The sequence below is a fragment of the Parasphingorhabdus cellanae genome, from assembly GCF_017498565.1.
Classification (GTDB): domain Bacteria; phylum Pseudomonadota; class Alphaproteobacteria; order Sphingomonadales; family Sphingomonadaceae; genus Parasphingorhabdus; species Parasphingorhabdus cellanae.
On record NZ_CP071794.1, the window covers coordinates 1,782,083 to 1,797,110 of the forward strand.

Sequence of the window (15,028 nt, forward strand, 5' to 3'; positions counted from 1 at the left end):
CGATCATTATTTTACCGGCGGCCACCGGGTTGCCACATAAAGTGTGTCGATACAGGCATCCAAATCCCGAAACGCATCGGAAGCGGGCCCAGGATCCCTTTTGTTCAGGCGGAGCTGCGCCAACCCTTTTCCGAGAAGGGCATGCCGCAGCGCCAGTTGCAACAAGCCGATCCGGAAGCGGAAAAATTCTTGTCGTTTTGCCTCGCCTGCGATTTGCTCGCTAAGCCTGACAATCAAAAACAGGCGGTCGATCACCAATTCATTATAGCGTGGATGGGGCCCGCGATGCAGCGGGCGCCCGGTTTCTAAAGCTGTTTGTTCATCAGATGGCAGCAGAACCCCGTTTCGATCGAAGTCATCAAAGTCGAAACTGTCTGATAGATCGTCATTTAGCGGCTTGATAATATCGGTCATCGAAGCCGCCTGCAGCGGTATCAGATGATGGCGTTGATAGTTGGGATTATATCCCACTGCATTTTTTCGGTTTACCGCAGAAAAACGAGTGATAGCCATCATCCGCAGGAAAGGTGGTTGCGGCTTTGCAGTCAAGTATCAACGGTGTCATGACGTGAACCAATTGGTCGATATTGGTGCTATTTATCTTGGTAATAATGCGTATGCCCACCGGGCAGCAAAATCAGTGCATATAAACAAAAAAAGGGCCGGTCGGAAGACCAGCCCTTTTCATTATTTCGAGATTGAAAGTTATTAGTTTCCTGAACCAGGACCATACATAACTTCAACACGCCGGTTTTGTGGCTCACGAACGCCGTCTGCGGTTTCAACGCGAGGACGCGATTCACCGAAGGCTTCGCTGGAGATCGCTCCGCCGCCGATGCCGCGTGATTCGAGATAAGCCCGAACCGAAGCGTTACGACGTTGGGACAGACCAACATTGTAGCTAGCGGAACCAGATTTATCAGCGTGACCCGCCAACATAACCTGGGCCGAACCACAATCACCATAAGCTGTAACCGCGTTATCCAGAACAGTAGCTGCTTCTGGCGTGATGTCTGACTGATCCCAGTCAAAGAACACGATATACGGTCCAGGCGCACATACTGCAGCCGGTGGCGGCGGCGGTGGTGGCGGTGGAGGCGGTGGTGGTGGCGGAGCAGGCGGTGGTGGTGGTGCCTCTGGCTCGCCGCCAAAGTTGTAGATCAAGCTACCCAATACGGAGTGTGTCCGCAAACGGGTGCTGACGTCCAGACCGCGCTGGTCAACCAGGTCGATCTTGTCCGCGTTGAAGAAACGATATTTCAGACCAACGTCCCAGCTGTCGCTCAGTGGCGCACGGATACCTGCAATCGCCTGCCAAGCAAAACCGGTGTCCGAATCGTCAAGATACGGTCCGGCCAGAATATTGGTGATCTCGGTACGAGCCACACCAACACCGCCGCCGACAAAGCCTTGAATGCCGTCATCGTCGCCAAAGTCGAGCATACCGTTGAGCATGAAGCTCAATGCATTGACTTCGCCGTTAATGTCGGTGGTGCCAGCAAAAGTGCCAGTTCCATTAGCATTGCTTGGAACGCCTGGCGCGCCGATCTGAAGACGATCAGCAGCGGCCATTTTGTAGCCAACTTCCGCTTCCAGACGGAAACCGCCGAAATCGTAACCTACGATACCGTCAAAGTCATAACCAATGTCATGATCAACTTCTGAAGTATTATTATTTGTGCCGATGTCCGATGTAATATCTTCAACCAGCATCGCGCCGCCTTCTACGCCCACATACCATTGGCCATCACGGGCCAGGGCAGGTGAAGCGAGCGCCGTGGAGGCAAGCGCCAATCCTATGGCAAGCTTCCGCATTTATATTCCCCTTCTCATTTAGGTTCTGAATTCACGGCGCTTTGTAACCTTTCCCCAAAGACAGCGCAAGCCGACAAATCACGTAACTGTTGCGAAAATGTCGCCATTTTCGTGATTTACTGGAAAAAATGCCTTCTAAGGTGCTGCAATCCGGCTAAATTGTTAGCCGGAACCAGAATCATTGGACGGGATTTGCGGTAGAATCGTCGCTATTCTTAAAACGGCCAAAATCGAATCGATTGCGGATCGGGCTTCAATATCCACAATAGCGCCATCAACCGGCACATTAATAGCCTCGATAAAATGCCATTCGCCATCGCGATAAACCGCTGATTGGTTGGTTTCGATCACCATAATCTTCATCGATTCCTGTGACTTAACAAAATGCCAGCCACCATCAGACCATCCGACGATATGCCCGGATCTTCCGCTCCATTCTGCCACGGGCGATGGGCCGACCAGCCAGGATTGGCCAGCAACGGGCGACAATATCTGCGGGTCATCGGCAACAGCCTGAACCACGGGATGGATCAAAAAATCAAGTAATAGAAGCGCTTCATTATGAAAAAGCTCCTTGTGGGCCTGTCCTGCGGCTAACAAGGGCAAGGCAAAACGCGCGGTTTCAAATATTGTCATTTATTTTCCTTTGAATAGACAAAACGGACCGGGGACAGTTGCTCCCCGTTTCAACCTATATTTTGACAGTGAATGATAGAGGATCGGAGATATCATGGCGGCCAACCTGCTGTACCTTGATCGGCAGCATGGCCGCGCCGGTATCCCGATAATCTTGAACCTGATCCGCCGGAATGACGACAGATGGCTGCGCTTGTTCGACCGGTGCGTTGGAGCCGATCGTTATCCGGTATTGCTCTGTCTCTTCTGCCAGGGGCGTTTCGATATTATCCGGCCATGCCAGTCCAGCCCGCGACCGCCGGGTCCAGCTGATTTCCAGATCATCGAGCCTATTGAAAGCAAAGCGCGGGTGCACCGGAGACCAGGGCTTGAGCGCGCGTCCCGGGTCATCGATCACCTGCGATACCGCCTCCTCGTCTCCCCTGCCGATCGCCGCAATCCCAGCAGGCTGCGACGGAACATAATGACGGGGATCAATCTCGGTCAGACTGGAACCGTCGAGCAAGACAAAATTCTCACCCGCGCTGTGGCGATCCATTTCTTTTTCGGTACCTCCCAGACCTCTCAAGAAATAGGATAGAAGAAACCGGCCATCGCCAATCGGTTTGGCAAAGCCAAATTGGAAAATTTCCGCGCCAATAGCCGCGATATTATAGCCGGCCGACAACTGCGCCCTGTCCGCGTCATTCAAAACCATATTGCGATTGTGCATTTGCACGACCAGCCTGTTCTTCCGGTCAATAATATGCGCCCCGCTGGGTCCGATTGGTGCTGGCGCGGTTCCGATGATCGCTGGTGCGGCAATCTGCCCGATAAGATCGGTATTGCTCCCGTTTGGGCCGGTCGCGAAAAGCTGGGCATTGCGCCAGCCAATATCGCCAGCAGCCGCGGCATAGAGGCGCGGAACATCGGATACTTGTATCGGCGCATCCAGCGCAAAAGGCAGATCGATCAACGCCAGCCGCGTAACCCCTGCCAGAGCATCCATTTCCTTGACCGGGCGACCATTGTCCGTTGGCCTGTCTGCGGTCACCAGACTGCTGGTCGCTTTCGACAAGCCCAACGCGATACTGCCATGGTTCAGCTCACAGTTCCGGACCAGCCAGATATCATCGCCATCATCTGTTCGAACAAATGTTCCAGGCATGACTGGCTCTCCAGTCCTTGCGATATGGGCCTGCGCGGTGACCCGTTCCTGATAGAGCGACCATAGCTTTGTCTGCGCGATATTCTTTGCCTGTGCCGCCGAGATAGCGGCGGGAAAGTCGCGATCGAGCACCACCCTGCTCATCCCGGGACGAAACGCATTTTGCAAACCGGACTGATAGTCCCGCGCGGGATCATAATAGCGCAGCGTATATTGCCGGGGCAATTTTGTTTCTGGCAAAATTCGGGATTCCGCGCGGTCGACCGGCTGCCCATTTTGCCGGGACAATATATTATCGCCAATGGGCAATATAACCGCATCCGGGTCCAGATCACGCGCGGCCGCTTCCATCATGTGCGAAGGCCAGGATCGGAAAGACGTCATCTGAAAAGACAGCGAAAAATTATCACCAATCGCGTCCAGAACCTCGCGGCGGTTCTGGCCGCCCGCTGCAAATCCATGAAGCGGTTCGTCAACAGATGCGCTAATCTTTTGTCCGGAAACATCGTCAATGATGACGGCCAGACTGACTGTCCCGTCGTCCGCGATAACCTCGAAGGTCAAAGACGGGATGCGATTGCCGTAATCCGTCAGGTCCATATCCTCAAACACCGCCAGCGCCAGGCCACGATAAGCCGGCGTTCCACTGGCCGCCTCCGCACTGGCGATTAGGCCGTCAACGGCTTGATCTTCCTGGCCGCGATAAAAGCGAAAGCCGGTTTCTGTTTTAAAATCGCCGGCGCTGCCACGGAAAATTTTGCCGTCGGCCCATATCCGGCCGATATTTTTTATGGTCCGGCTCGACAGCGCCACCGCAAAACAGGCTGAATAGCTGTAGATCGTGCTCTTGGGGCGGCCTTTGCCGCCGCCCCGTCTTTCTCTTGTTTCCTTGAGATCGGTCGCCCAGATGACCGTTCCGGCGACACGCATCCTGCCAAAAATACGCGGGATTTGCGATCCATAGCTAGAGGTCTGCACGGCCAATTCCTGCAAGCGCGGGCCTTCCACGCCTTTGGGTTTGAAAAGGACATTCTGATCAAATTGCCGCCCAAGTAATCCGCCCAATGCGCCGCCAATTGGTCCGCCCAAAGCTGTACCGACGGCGGTCAAAACCAAAGTCGCCATTCAATCCTCCAAAATTCGAAAAATGGCTTCCAGCGGCCATTGGGCCTCGCCGGGCGTAAAAACGACCTCGCCGAGCCCTGCATGCGCGTGGACAAAGCCGCCTTCGGTCCTGACCATCAGATGCCATTGGATCGGACTGGGCCGCACCAGCACGATATCCCCTTCGCAAAGCGGTTCATCGCGTGGCAGCGCCGCAAATCCGGCGAGCGTCATCACCTCGGCAATCTGCGCGATTGAGCCGCCGCGGATCGAATAGCCGGTGGGGACATCGTAGGCCATATCAGCCGCTCCCAAACATTGCGCCGCCAGCCCGATGCAGTCGAGCCCGTGCTCTGCACTGCGGCCGTGGAGCCGAAAATCTGTGCCGCATAGCTGCAAAGCCATTTCGGCAATCATCGTCGAGGATTTGGCAATCGGTTTGTCTGATGACATAGTCATGCTCCGGGATAGCGAGTGAGCAGGTCGTTGCCGGGCAGATGCGGCTCCCCGCGAAAATTGATGCTGTTGTGAAATCGTGCGCGGCAGGTGGCAAAAGTCTTGTCGCACCCGGCGGTCAGCAGCGCCCGATCCCCCACGGAGACCGGCTGTGTCGGTTGGTCAGCCAGCCGCAGCGCGTCCCCCGCGCCGCCGATAATCGCGAAGCTGAGCCCGCAATTGCGCCCGCTGAGCCAGCGCAATTCGCCATAGATATAGTCGGACGCCCGCCCTTGCAGATCGGCAAATATCAGCTGTGATTCCGCCATTTGCGAAAGCTCCATCTCCGCCTGATGCGCGGCCAGACTGACCTTGCACGCCCGGTCACCCAGACGCGCGCGGCACGTGGGGGAGGTCAGCGGTGCAATCGCCTCGTCCAGAAACGATGTGCCGCCCAGCATCTCCACCCGAAACGCATCGCCGCTGCGCGCAATTTCACCAAATTCGCCGCTGATCAGATGCAGCGGTTCGTCCTCCGGGTTTTCCCAGTTCACCAGCGATATGTGCAGCCGCGCGCCGTTCCAGCGGCCCGCGACCAGATCGGGTTCGGCAATCGCCGCGCTCGTCATCACGCCGGCAATATCAACGCTGTCCATTTCCAGACTGTCCGACAGCGCGATGGTCGAAGGGACCATGCCCGGCGCCGCGCGATAGCGCAGATTGTCGATCACCAGATCGCGGTCATGCGAGACAAAGCCGATGGTCACGCCGTCGCTGCGCTCCAGCCGCCACGCATAGCAACAGGTCGTTAGCGGCGCGTCAAGCCAGTGCCCGTCCATCCCCCCGCTCATGCCCCTTCCCGCAGTTCGATCAGGCGCACTTCGGGAATGTCGCCGGCCAAAAATGTACTGGCGCTGACGTCGAGCCGATCCTCGGCAAAACGGACCGGCACATCGAACAGGAAGCCAGCGGTGATCGCGGCAGGGGCGGCAGGGGGTTGATCAAAGACAATCTCACCGAGCGGGCCAAGCGACCAGTTGCTGACCAGCGCGCCATCAACCGCGACCAGCACAGAGGCCGCGCGCGGCCGGGTTATCCGTCTTTGCTGCGCGTCACCGCCGTTCTCGCCATAATTTTTAATAAGCGCAAAACGCGTCTGCTCACCGTCACCGGTGCCGATGACCTGATCCGTCGCAGTCGGCGGATCGACCATATTGTTGCTGCTATGATCAAAGGGATCGGCAAAGCGAAACCCCTTGGCCGCGCCGCGCCGCGCGCGAAAAAAGGCGATCAGGCGGCGCAGCTCGTCCTCCGACCGCACCCCCGGCCCGGCATCAAATTCCAGCCGCGCGTCGGCCCAGTCGCTATTGCGCTTTTCATGGCCCGACAGGGTGGTGACGATATCGGTCGAAAAGCCCGGCGACACCGCCGCGCCCTGCCCGATGGCGAGCGGAAACTGCACGTCGTCAAACGCGTTCATATCATCCTCCTGTTCCTGAAAATAAGTAAAGCCATCGCGCGCCACCTGCGGCAGCGCCCAGATGAAAATATCCGGCGTACCGCGGGCGCGGGCGGTCTCCACCGCATCGACCATATTGGCCCAGATGAAAGCGTCTTCGGCGCGAAGGACAAAGCCGGAAAAATAATGCTGCCGCGCCATCGGATAGCCGAGCCGCTGTGTGGCCAGATCAATGCCGCGCTGGGTTTCCGACTGGTCGCCCGCGATGACCCAGTCATAATCCTCCAGCTGCAATATATCGAAGGCCGGGCTGGCCCAACCGACGGGCAGATTGGCGCGCTTTGCCTCTGGTGCAGCGGCGTCCAATATCGTTGGCAGATAGGCGAGCAGCAGCGTCTCGACCGGCGCGCCAAGCGCCTCGTCCTTGACCGCTGCGACCAGATCGGCGGTCGATTGAGCCAGCATCTCGCCGGCCTGATCCAGCATCGCCTTTTGCGCGGCGGTTTTGGGGCCGCGTATATCCGCTATGCTGACCAGCGCATCACCAAAGGCCGCACGCGCTGCTGCATCATAGAGGCAGATCCGCCCATCATCCGGCATCACCCACCACCACGGTTCGCCGACCTGAAACTTGATCGCCGCCCCGGCATCGCGCGCAATCGCGGTAAAGGCGCGCGCCACCGCCTGCAGATAGCGCATCGCGGGCGCGCGCGCGGGAGACAAGAGAGCCGATGGCGGCACCCAGCCGGTCAGCGCCGGATCACCATTTTCCGCCCGCTGTTTCCAGTTGTTCCAGCAATGGGCATCAAACAGCTCATAAGACAGCGAGAGGATGACAGTAAAATCCATCGCCGTGGCGCGCTCCACAAAATCACGGTGCCAGACCGCGCAGGGCTGATTGATCGCGGCAAATTCCTCGCCCGGCTGCGGCGCGGACAGGCTGACATACAATCCCGCGCCATTGGTCTCGAGCCGGAAATAATGGCTCATCCCGACATAATGATTAATCGCCCCGCGATAGCCGAGCGCGCGGATCGCGCGCAGCAGGCGTGCGGGCGTCTGGTTGAAACTGTCATCATAGCCGGTCGCCATCGACAGACCGTTTTCCGGCACCATGATATCGCCGATTTCCAGCACCGCGCCGCCGCCATCGGCCGCAATCGCGCTCATCTCGACCCAGCCGGTTTTGGGCGTCGCATAGCGTGTGCCTGCGCCGTCATAATCGGGCGGGATGATCGAGATGAACATCCGGTCAATATCATTCGGATGCACCGGGTCCGCTTCACCCGGCAGCACAAAGCCGCCATCGAGCGCGGAAAATTCCAGATCGATCAGCGCATCGGTCGGCGTGCCGCTGGCATAGTTCCACAGCCGGACATACCAGGCCTTGGGCTGGCCGCTGGCATCGCGCCCCTCAATCGTCAGCGTCGGGCCATTGACCCGATTGAGCGGCATGATCCCCTGCGAGCGCCAGCGGAATTTCAGCCGCAGCCGCGCATAATCGCGATTCGTTTCATAAGCGAGCAGCGGGTGATCGAGCGTATCTTCGCTGTCCCAGATCAACCCCGCCAGATCATCGGAGTTATAAAATACCGCATCGACGCGCAGCGCATCGGGCGCGGTCGTCACCACCGAAGCCATCATCGGGCGCGGAAAATTGACCGTCCAGAAGCGCGGATCAAAGCGCGGGATAAAACCCGCCTGCTGCGCGCCGCGCTCTTTGGCTAACCAGAAACCCATGGCTCAACCCTCCCGATAGGCCAGCGCACCGCGCACGGCGCGCGCGACCTGGCGGCTGGACCGGCGCAACTGGTCGGGTGCGCTGCCCTGGCCATGGTCGGATATGTTGATGGTCAGGCGGATATTGGGCTGCGCCGGTGCTGTACCGGCAGACGGCTCAATCCGCCCGGCCGCGGTCGGCACGAACAGCTCCGGCCCCTGCTCGCCCACCATATAAGCGCGCCCGCCCGTCACCGGCCCGCCGGTCGCGCGACCCGGCAGGCCCAGAGCCGCGCCCAAGAGCGACGTTCCAAGGCCCAGCAATCCGCCACCCGATCCGCCGCCGCCGAACAGGCTGCCAATACCGCTATTCACTGCGGCGCTGGCAATATCATCCATCACCGACAGAGCGACGCTTTTGAGATCCTGAAAATCCAGCGACCCGCGCCGGATCGCCCGGCTGAGGCCGGTTTCGAGTGCAGAACCGGCGCGTTCCATTCCGCGCGCCAGCGGCCCGTCAAGCTGTGCCTTCATATCCGCGACATCTTTTGCAAATCCGGCGGTATCGGCGCGCACGGCGATGACCAGACGTTCGATTTCTTCATCCATGGTTGAGAGTGTCTTTCAGTGTTTGGAGTTGGCTTTGGGTGAGCGGCGGGGCGGTTTGATGACCCGGACCAGCACCGGACAAAGCGGTCAGAACAGCCGCCAATTCAGCAGGCGTGGCGTTCCAAAATTGATCGGGCGTCCAGCCAAGAGCGGCGGGTATCAGCCCAGCGAGATGGGCGGCAGAGGTGCGGAAATTATTGATCATCATTATGCTCAAATCTGAGTGCAACATGCTCCGCGCTGGATGCGAAGCACAGGTAGGATTGCCCCATTCATCCTCTCCCCTTGAGGGAGAGGACAGGGGAGCTTGCGGCCCTGGCCGCTAGCGAAACTTGGAGAGGGGGGAGCGGTTATCGTTAAAGGTGGCGGCTCCCCCTTCCCCTCTCTAAGACTTGCTAGGCAGCAAGCTGCCAAGCCAAGTCTTTTCTCTCCCTCAAGGGGAGAGAAAAACAGGCGAAACCGCAACGCTGCCACCAAACCGACGCGAAGCGGAGGCAAGGCCGACCGGCCGCCCGAGCTTATGCGAGGAAAGCCAAGGCGACGGATGTCGCCGCCCGGCGCCTGAGGTCTTAAAAAAAACTCCCGGCGTTTGAGGGCCCAATAAAAACTTCCCCTTCACCGCCCCGCCAGTATCTGCCGCAGCACGATCTTCAGCACCGGCGTCACGCTTGCCAGCCCCAGCGCCAGCATCGCTTCGCCAAAATCCTCGCGCGTCAGACCATCGGGCCGGTCCCGGATCACGTGCCACAACAGCCCCGCGACTTCGGCCAGGGTCAGCTGCCCATTCGCCGCTCGCTCGACCAGATCGAACAGCGATCCCAGCTCTTCCTCCGCCGCGACGAGCGCAGCAAAACTCGGCCGCAGCACCAGCTGCTCCCCCGCCACCGTCAATTCCGCTTCGCCGCGCAATGCATTCGCCCGCTCAGACATGGGACACCGCGCCGGAGCTTTCGAGGCTCAGCGTATAGCTGCGCTCGCCATTATAATCGCCGGCATAATCAAGCCGCGTGACCAGAAAATCGCCGCGCATCCGCTCGCCGCTTTCAAAGCTCAGCTCATAAGCGTCGATCAACCCGGCGAGCGCATGGTTCTTGACCCGGATTTCGGCATCCGACCCGGTAAACACCCCGGCGCCCGACACCGACACCGAGCGCACACCCGCGCCCGACAACAGCTCGCGCCAGCCGCCGCTATCCTTGTTCGTAATCGCGACCGGCTCGCCATTGACCGACAATTGCGTCGTGCGCAGGCCGGCAATGGTGGAATAGGTCGCTGGGTCCTGCCCGTCGCCGATTTTAAGGAGAAAGGCGCTGCCTTTTTCTGCTGCCATAGTTGGTTCCTTTTTTTGTGGGTGATTTTTATTGGACCTCAAGCGCCGGGGAGTTTTTGTTTTGACCTCAGGCGCCGGGCGCGGGCATCCGCCCGCTTGGCTTTCCTCGCATAAGCTCGGGCGCGCGCCATCTGATTCTTGGCGCGCTTGCCTCCGCTTCGCGTCACTCCGTTGGCAGGCTTGAGGTTGTATACGGCGGTGGCCCCTTTCATCCTCTCCCCTTGAGGGAGAGGACAGTGAAGCTTGCGGCCCTGGCCGCTAGCGGAACTTGGAGAGGGGGGAGCGTCCATCGCTGACCTTAGCGTTTGCCGCCTTACCCCTCTCTAAGACTTGCTAGGCAGCAAGCTGCCAAGCCAAGTCTTTTCTCTCCCTCAAGGGGAGAGAATTGGTGTGTTGAGCACAGGTACAATCTCTCGTCATCCTGAACTTGGTTCAGGATGACGATGAGAGGACCCGCGCGCGATATTCGATCAATCCGCTCCACGGGCTCACCGCGCTGCGCAATATCCGCGTCCGGCGGAAATCGAACGTCACGATCTGCCAACCCTCCGGCTCCGGCACACCATTTTCCAGCGCCGCTTCCGCCAACGCCATCACCCGGTGCAGCCGTGCGGCACTCATGCCATCGTCGTGCACGCTGAGCGCCAAGCTCAATTCCCGGCCCGTCCCGCCCTTGAAGCTCCAGTCCAGCGCGGCACCCGTCGCCAAGGCGATATAGGGAAAGGCAGCGCGCGCGGGTGGGCCGTCATAAATGCCGCTGATTTCATCCAGCAACGGCTGGTGCGCATTCATCGCCACAACCAGCTCTCGCTGCACTGCTTCAAGCGCGCTTGTCACCGGACACCCCGCATCAAAAACGCGACATCGCGCAGACTGTTATTTTCGATAATTTCCGCTCCAAGACCGCGACCGGCAACCACAATGCCATCACGCGTTTCTGCGACCGAAACATCCTCAGGTAATTCCTGGTCCAGCGCCGCCTGCATTTCCGCTTTGGTTTTTTGCAGCTCCCTTGCTGCCACCGCCTCTGCCTTGCGTATTAGATTCTCCATCACCGTTTCTCCTCGGCTTTCAGGATAGTTTTCGGAATGAATCGATGATCGGCAGACACAGAGCCGACAACCATCTTCCGGTCGCCCCAAGCCAGATGATCGCCAACGCGAATGGCATCGGTTTGCCGCAGCGTGAACCGCCACCGCGGCAATGCCGACCGGCTGTTGCCAAGCGCCTCCAAGCCCGTCCCCAGCGGTTCTGCGGAAGCCCAGAATTCGCCAATCGGCACGCTTTGGTTGGTCGCAGAGCCGATGGCGTCACGCTGTGAAGATGGCCGCGCGATGCTTATACGTTCGCGCAAAAGCCCGCTAAATTCATGCCCGGTAAAATTTGACCTGCTCATGCCAACCTCATCCGGCGATGGGGGCGCCATAAAGCTGTCACCGCGCTCGGCGGCGGCGCAGCATCGAGGCCATCGCGATGGGAATAGAGATAGCCCGCCAGCCGGACCACGCCCTGCCGCAAGGTCGTCGGCACTGTCATCCAATCCACTGCCAGCCCGGCATTATAGGTGACCGCGATGCGCTGAAAGTTGCTCGCCGCACGCAGCTTAACCCAACCGACACCGTCCCCATCGATATCAATCGCATAGTCGTTGGCGGGCAACGCCCTGGCGTTACCATCTGGTGCAATAGCTTCCACAGACGTGATCGCTTGCACCGGGCGTCTCTTCAGTTTCTGCCAGTCTGCCCGCGCCGGTATCCGGTCACATAGCGACCGGACTATCAACATTTGTCCGGTGAAATTCTCACACAGATGCGCGGCGCTGCTGGCGAACCGGGCAATGGCAGCATCATCTTCGCCATGATCAAGGCGGAGGAAATCTTTGACCTCCTGGATTAACTCTACCGGCAATGCGGGCAGATCTTTGGGGGGAAGCTCACGGGTCGGGCGTCCTTTCATTGGGGGATGGGGTGGGGTGGTGTGGGAGGGTTTGTTATTTTACCTCAGGCGGTAGTGTCGATGTTGTACACAATGGTGGCCGCTCCTTCATCCTCTCCCCTTGAGGGAGAGGACAGTGGAGCTTGCGCCGACTGGCGCTAGCGGAACTTGGAGAGGGGGGAGCGGTTATCGCTAACCACAGCGTTTGCCGCCTACCCCTCTCTAAGACTTGCTAGGCAGCGAGCTGCCAAGCCAAGTCTTTTCTCTCCCTCAAGGGGAGAGAAGAACCGGCGAAACCTCAAGCTTACCACCAGTCCGACGCGCAGCGGAGGCAAGCGCGACTGCGCGCCCGAGCTTATGCGAGGAAAGCCAAGGCGACGGATGTCGCCGCCCGGCGCTTGAGGTTAATCAAACACAATCAACTCACACTAAAGCGCATCAGCTTAATCGCTTCGCTGTTCATCACCTGACCACCGACGCGCTTGGTCGCATAGAAATGCACAAACGGTTTGTTGGTGAACGGGTCGCGCAGGATGCTCGTCGCGCTGCGCTCTGCGATCAGATAACCGGCGCGGAAATTGCCGAAGGCGATGGACAGGCTGTCCGCTGCCACATCCGGCATATCCTCGGCCTCGACCACCGGATAGCCGAGCAGCATATCGGGTTGTCCAGACGCCAGAGACGCCTGCCACAAAAACGCGCCATCGGCGGTCTTGAACTTGCGGATCTGCGCCAGTGTGGCGCTGTTCATCACAAAGCTTGCGCCCTGCCGGTAGGCGGGTTTCAGCGTATGGACCAGGTCAACCAGCGCATCCTCGCCATCCGCGCCGGCAAAGCCGCCTGCCGCGCCCGACGGCACATATTGCAGCGAACCGAACGCGCGCGCGCCGTCCGGCTCGTCCGTCACCGGCGCGTTGAGAAAGCCGCGCGGTTGGTTGACCCCGGAACCGCCAACAAAAGCGGCCCCCTCGGCCTGCGCAAATTCGCGGGCAATCTCATCGGCCAGCCAGGCCTCGACATCAAAGGCGGCATCATCGAGCATCCCCTGCGACGCCGCCGGGTTGGCATAAAGCTCTCCGGTCGGCGGCGCGATTTCGTTGAAATTGGGCGTGTCGGTTTCGGGCCGTCCCGCCGTCTCGCTGACCCAGCCCGATGGCGTGCCGCCATGGGTGACGAGCTTGCGATAGCCCGCGCTGCCGGTCTGCACAACGGTGGCGATGGACCGGATCGGCGAGATGTCTTTCAGCGTCCGCCCGATCAGCGCGTCAATCTCCTGCGGTACGGCAAAGCCGCCTTCGGGGCCAGACGCGCCGGAAAAGCTTTTCAGCTCGACCCCTGCATGATCGCCCCGGCGGAGATATTTTGTGACGAAATCCTGTGCGGCGGCGGAAGGCGCCATGCCTTTTACGCCGTCCGCGTTACCGGCCAGAACGGGCCGCGCCGATGCTTTCGAAATGTCGTCCATCTGACTTTTCAGGCCATCAACATCCGTGCGCAATACGGCGATATCCTCGGCCATCAGCACGGTGTCGAAACTGTCCTCCAACGTATCGGCTTTCGTTTCGAGAGGGGTATTGGAAATGTCCATGTTATTCCTTTCTTGGGGGTGATGAAATCTCGTAGATGAAAAAAACCACCTAAAATCAGGCGGCTGAAGCGAATTCAGAATGAATATTGGGGTCGACAAAAACCGGCTCCGGCGATAGCCATGGAGCCATGCATTATTTGAACAGCTTGGCAGCGCTGGCTGCTCTTTTCCTGGCCGCGTTTTTTCCGGCGGCACCTCTGGCCGCGCAAGCGGAAAAGCCGGCACCGCAACAAACAACCGAACCGACCACCCAAGGCGCTCCCCCGGTAATCCCGCGACCGCGCCGTCCGCCCAACCCGATGCTCAGCCATGACATTCCGCCCGAAAAGCGCGGTGATCTGTCCGACTGCGCCAGCCGCGACAAACGGTCGATCGAATTTGTCGCCAAAAACTGCTGGCCGGTCCTGCAGGCTTATAAGACCTTGATCCGACTGCGCGGTGCGAGCAAGTCAGCCATTGCCAAACAGGAACGCCAGGCACCCGATGCGATAGCTACCAAAAACCGCGCCCTATCACTAGCCAACCAGCTGCACTCACAGCATGTCGGTGGCCGCTGGCCGATGCAAAATTATGTCGCGCAAAGCGGCTATCAACCGCTGATCGCTATGCTGAAAGCATTTGGCGATCATGAGGCCGCCCTCGCCGCGCATGATGATTATATTGCCTTGCAGGGACGCACGTTGATGAACAATCCGACATTCCTGCGCGGCTATCTCTATAAAGACAAAAGCGAATATCTCCTTGAACTGGGCCGCCGTGATGAAGCGCTGGCCAATTTCACCGCCGCAACCGCGCTTGCCGACCGCGAGCCGATCGACATGATATCCAATGTCGAACATGCCGAGCTGATCGCCTATGATGCGATCATCGCGAAAGACGAGGATCGCGCGCTGGGCGCCATTAATATGTTCCTCGACAAAACCGAGCGCCACAGCCGCCACCAGGATTTGGTCTATTATCCGATCCGGATATTGAAAATCTACATATTGGCGGGCCGGAAAGATTATGATGGCGTGCTGGCCGAGTTAAAGACTTTCAACAGTCTGTCGCGCCGCAATTTGTGCCAACATGACAAGCCGATAGAATTTTACTTCCCGCAAGTTGTCTCTCCCACCCAAAGCGACCCGCGCATCGCCGCCGAGCTGAAAGATTTCGGCTGCAGCGAGGCGATCATTGCCGGATTGGATGACAATATGGCCGATGGTGTCCCAGCTTCGGAAGGGGTCAAACCGCTGCCGCCGCGATAGTAGG

The 15,028-nt window shown here is 59.0% G+C and carries 17 protein-coding genes; 1 reads left to right on the forward strand and 16 read right to left on the reverse strand.

Translation table 11 applies throughout. From position 1 onward, the window contains the following. Positions 1 to 6 precede the first annotated feature (6 nt). The 16 genes from J4G78_RS08525 to J4G78_RS08600 all read right to left on the reverse strand — a co-directional run bounded on the left by J4G78_RS08525 (position 7) and on the right by J4G78_RS08600 (position 13,777). Complete coding sequence (locus J4G78_RS08525) at positions 7 to 516, reverse strand: AHH domain-containing protein (protein WP_310737261.1); 510 nt, start codon at positions 514 to 516, stop codon at positions 7 to 9. A gap of 192 nt (positions 517 to 708) precedes the next feature. Next, the gene (locus J4G78_RS08530) at positions 709 to 1,815 is read right to left on the reverse strand and encodes an OmpA family protein (RefSeq protein WP_207990108.1); all 1,107 of its coding nucleotides are present in this window, start codon (positions 1,813 to 1,815) and stop codon (positions 709 to 711) included. A gap of 162 nt (positions 1,816 to 1,977) precedes the next feature. Next, positions 1,978 to 2,451: a DUF2793 domain-containing protein gene (locus J4G78_RS08535; RefSeq protein WP_207990110.1), complete on the reverse strand. Its 474-nt coding sequence runs from the start codon at positions 2,449 to 2,451 to the stop codon at positions 1,978 to 1,980. Positions 2,452 to 2,506: 55 nt separating this feature from the next. Next, complete coding sequence (locus J4G78_RS08540) at positions 2,507 to 4,723, reverse strand: phage tail protein (RefSeq protein WP_207990112.1); 2,217 nt, start codon at positions 4,721 to 4,723, stop codon at positions 2,507 to 2,509. Next, entirely contained in the window at positions 4,724 to 5,155 is a 432-nt protein-coding gene (locus J4G78_RS08545; protein WP_243457278.1) for a peptidoglycan endopeptidase, read from the reverse strand. It lies immediately after the preceding gene. Positions 5,156 to 5,157: 2 nt separating this feature from the next. After that, entirely contained in the window at positions 5,158 to 5,988 is an 831-nt protein-coding gene (locus J4G78_RS08550) for a phage/gene transfer agent baseplate hub protein (protein ID WP_207990114.1), read from the reverse strand. Beyond that, a complete protein-coding gene (locus J4G78_RS08555) occupies positions 5,985 to 8,336 on the reverse strand; it encodes a DUF2460 domain-containing protein (RefSeq protein WP_207990116.1) in 2,352 nt (783 codons plus the stop codon). The genes J4G78_RS08550 and J4G78_RS08555 overlap by 4 nt, the downstream gene beginning before the upstream one ends. Positions 8,337 to 8,339: 3 nt before the next feature. Next, positions 8,340 to 8,924, reverse strand: coding sequence for a tail tape measure protein (locus J4G78_RS08560; RefSeq protein ID WP_207990118.1), 585 nt, complete (start codon positions 8,922 to 8,924; stop codon positions 8,340 to 8,342). Continuing rightward, positions 8,917 to 9,132: a phage tail assembly chaperone gene (locus J4G78_RS08565; protein WP_243457279.1), complete on the reverse strand. Its 216-nt coding sequence runs from the start codon at positions 9,130 to 9,132 to the stop codon at positions 8,917 to 8,919. Before J4G78_RS08565 ends, J4G78_RS08560 begins: the two co-directional genes overlap by 8 nt. A 407-nt stretch (positions 9,133 to 9,539) precedes the next feature. Next, on the reverse strand, positions 9,540 to 9,854 hold the full coding sequence (locus J4G78_RS08570) for a gene transfer agent family protein (RefSeq protein WP_207990120.1): 315 nt from the start codon (positions 9,852 to 9,854) through the stop codon (positions 9,540 to 9,542). Continuing rightward, a complete protein-coding gene (locus J4G78_RS08575; protein WP_207990122.1) occupies positions 9,847 to 10,254 on the reverse strand; it encodes a phage tail tube protein in 408 nt (135 codons plus the stop codon). The genes J4G78_RS08570 and J4G78_RS08575 overlap by 8 nt, the downstream gene beginning before the upstream one ends. 432 nt (positions 10,255 to 10,686) lie before the next feature. Next, positions 10,687 to 11,091, reverse strand: coding sequence for a DUF3168 domain-containing protein (locus J4G78_RS08580; protein WP_243457280.1), 405 nt, complete (start codon positions 11,089 to 11,091; stop codon positions 10,687 to 10,689). Beyond that, positions 11,088 to 11,306 (reverse strand): hypothetical protein, encoded by a 219-nt coding sequence (locus J4G78_RS08585; RefSeq protein ID WP_207990124.1) that lies wholly within the window; start codon positions 11,304 to 11,306, stop codon positions 11,088 to 11,090. Before J4G78_RS08585 ends, J4G78_RS08580 begins: the two co-directional genes overlap by 4 nt. Further along, the gene (locus tag J4G78_RS08590; RefSeq protein ID WP_207990126.1) at positions 11,306 to 11,650 is read right to left on the reverse strand and encodes a phage head completion protein; all 345 of its coding nucleotides are present in this window, start codon (positions 11,648 to 11,650) and stop codon (positions 11,306 to 11,308) included. The genes J4G78_RS08585 and J4G78_RS08590 overlap by 1 nt, the downstream gene beginning before the upstream one ends. Then, positions 11,647 to 12,210, reverse strand: coding sequence for a head-tail connector protein (locus J4G78_RS08595; protein WP_207990128.1), 564 nt, complete (start codon positions 12,208 to 12,210; stop codon positions 11,647 to 11,649). Before J4G78_RS08595 ends, J4G78_RS08590 begins: the two co-directional genes overlap by 4 nt. Before the next feature lie 397 nt (positions 12,211 to 12,607). After that, positions 12,608 to 13,777, reverse strand: coding sequence for a phage major capsid protein (locus J4G78_RS08600; protein WP_207990130.1), 1,170 nt, complete (start codon positions 13,775 to 13,777; stop codon positions 12,608 to 12,610). Positions 13,778 to 13,914: 137 nt separating this feature from the next. On the opposite strand from J4G78_RS08600, the gene J4G78_RS08605 reads away from it, so the two are divergent. After that, positions 13,915 to 15,024, forward strand: coding sequence for a hypothetical protein (locus tag J4G78_RS08605; RefSeq protein ID WP_207990132.1), 1,110 nt, complete (start codon positions 13,915 to 13,917; stop codon positions 15,022 to 15,024). Positions 15,025 to 15,028 lie beyond the last annotated feature (4 nt).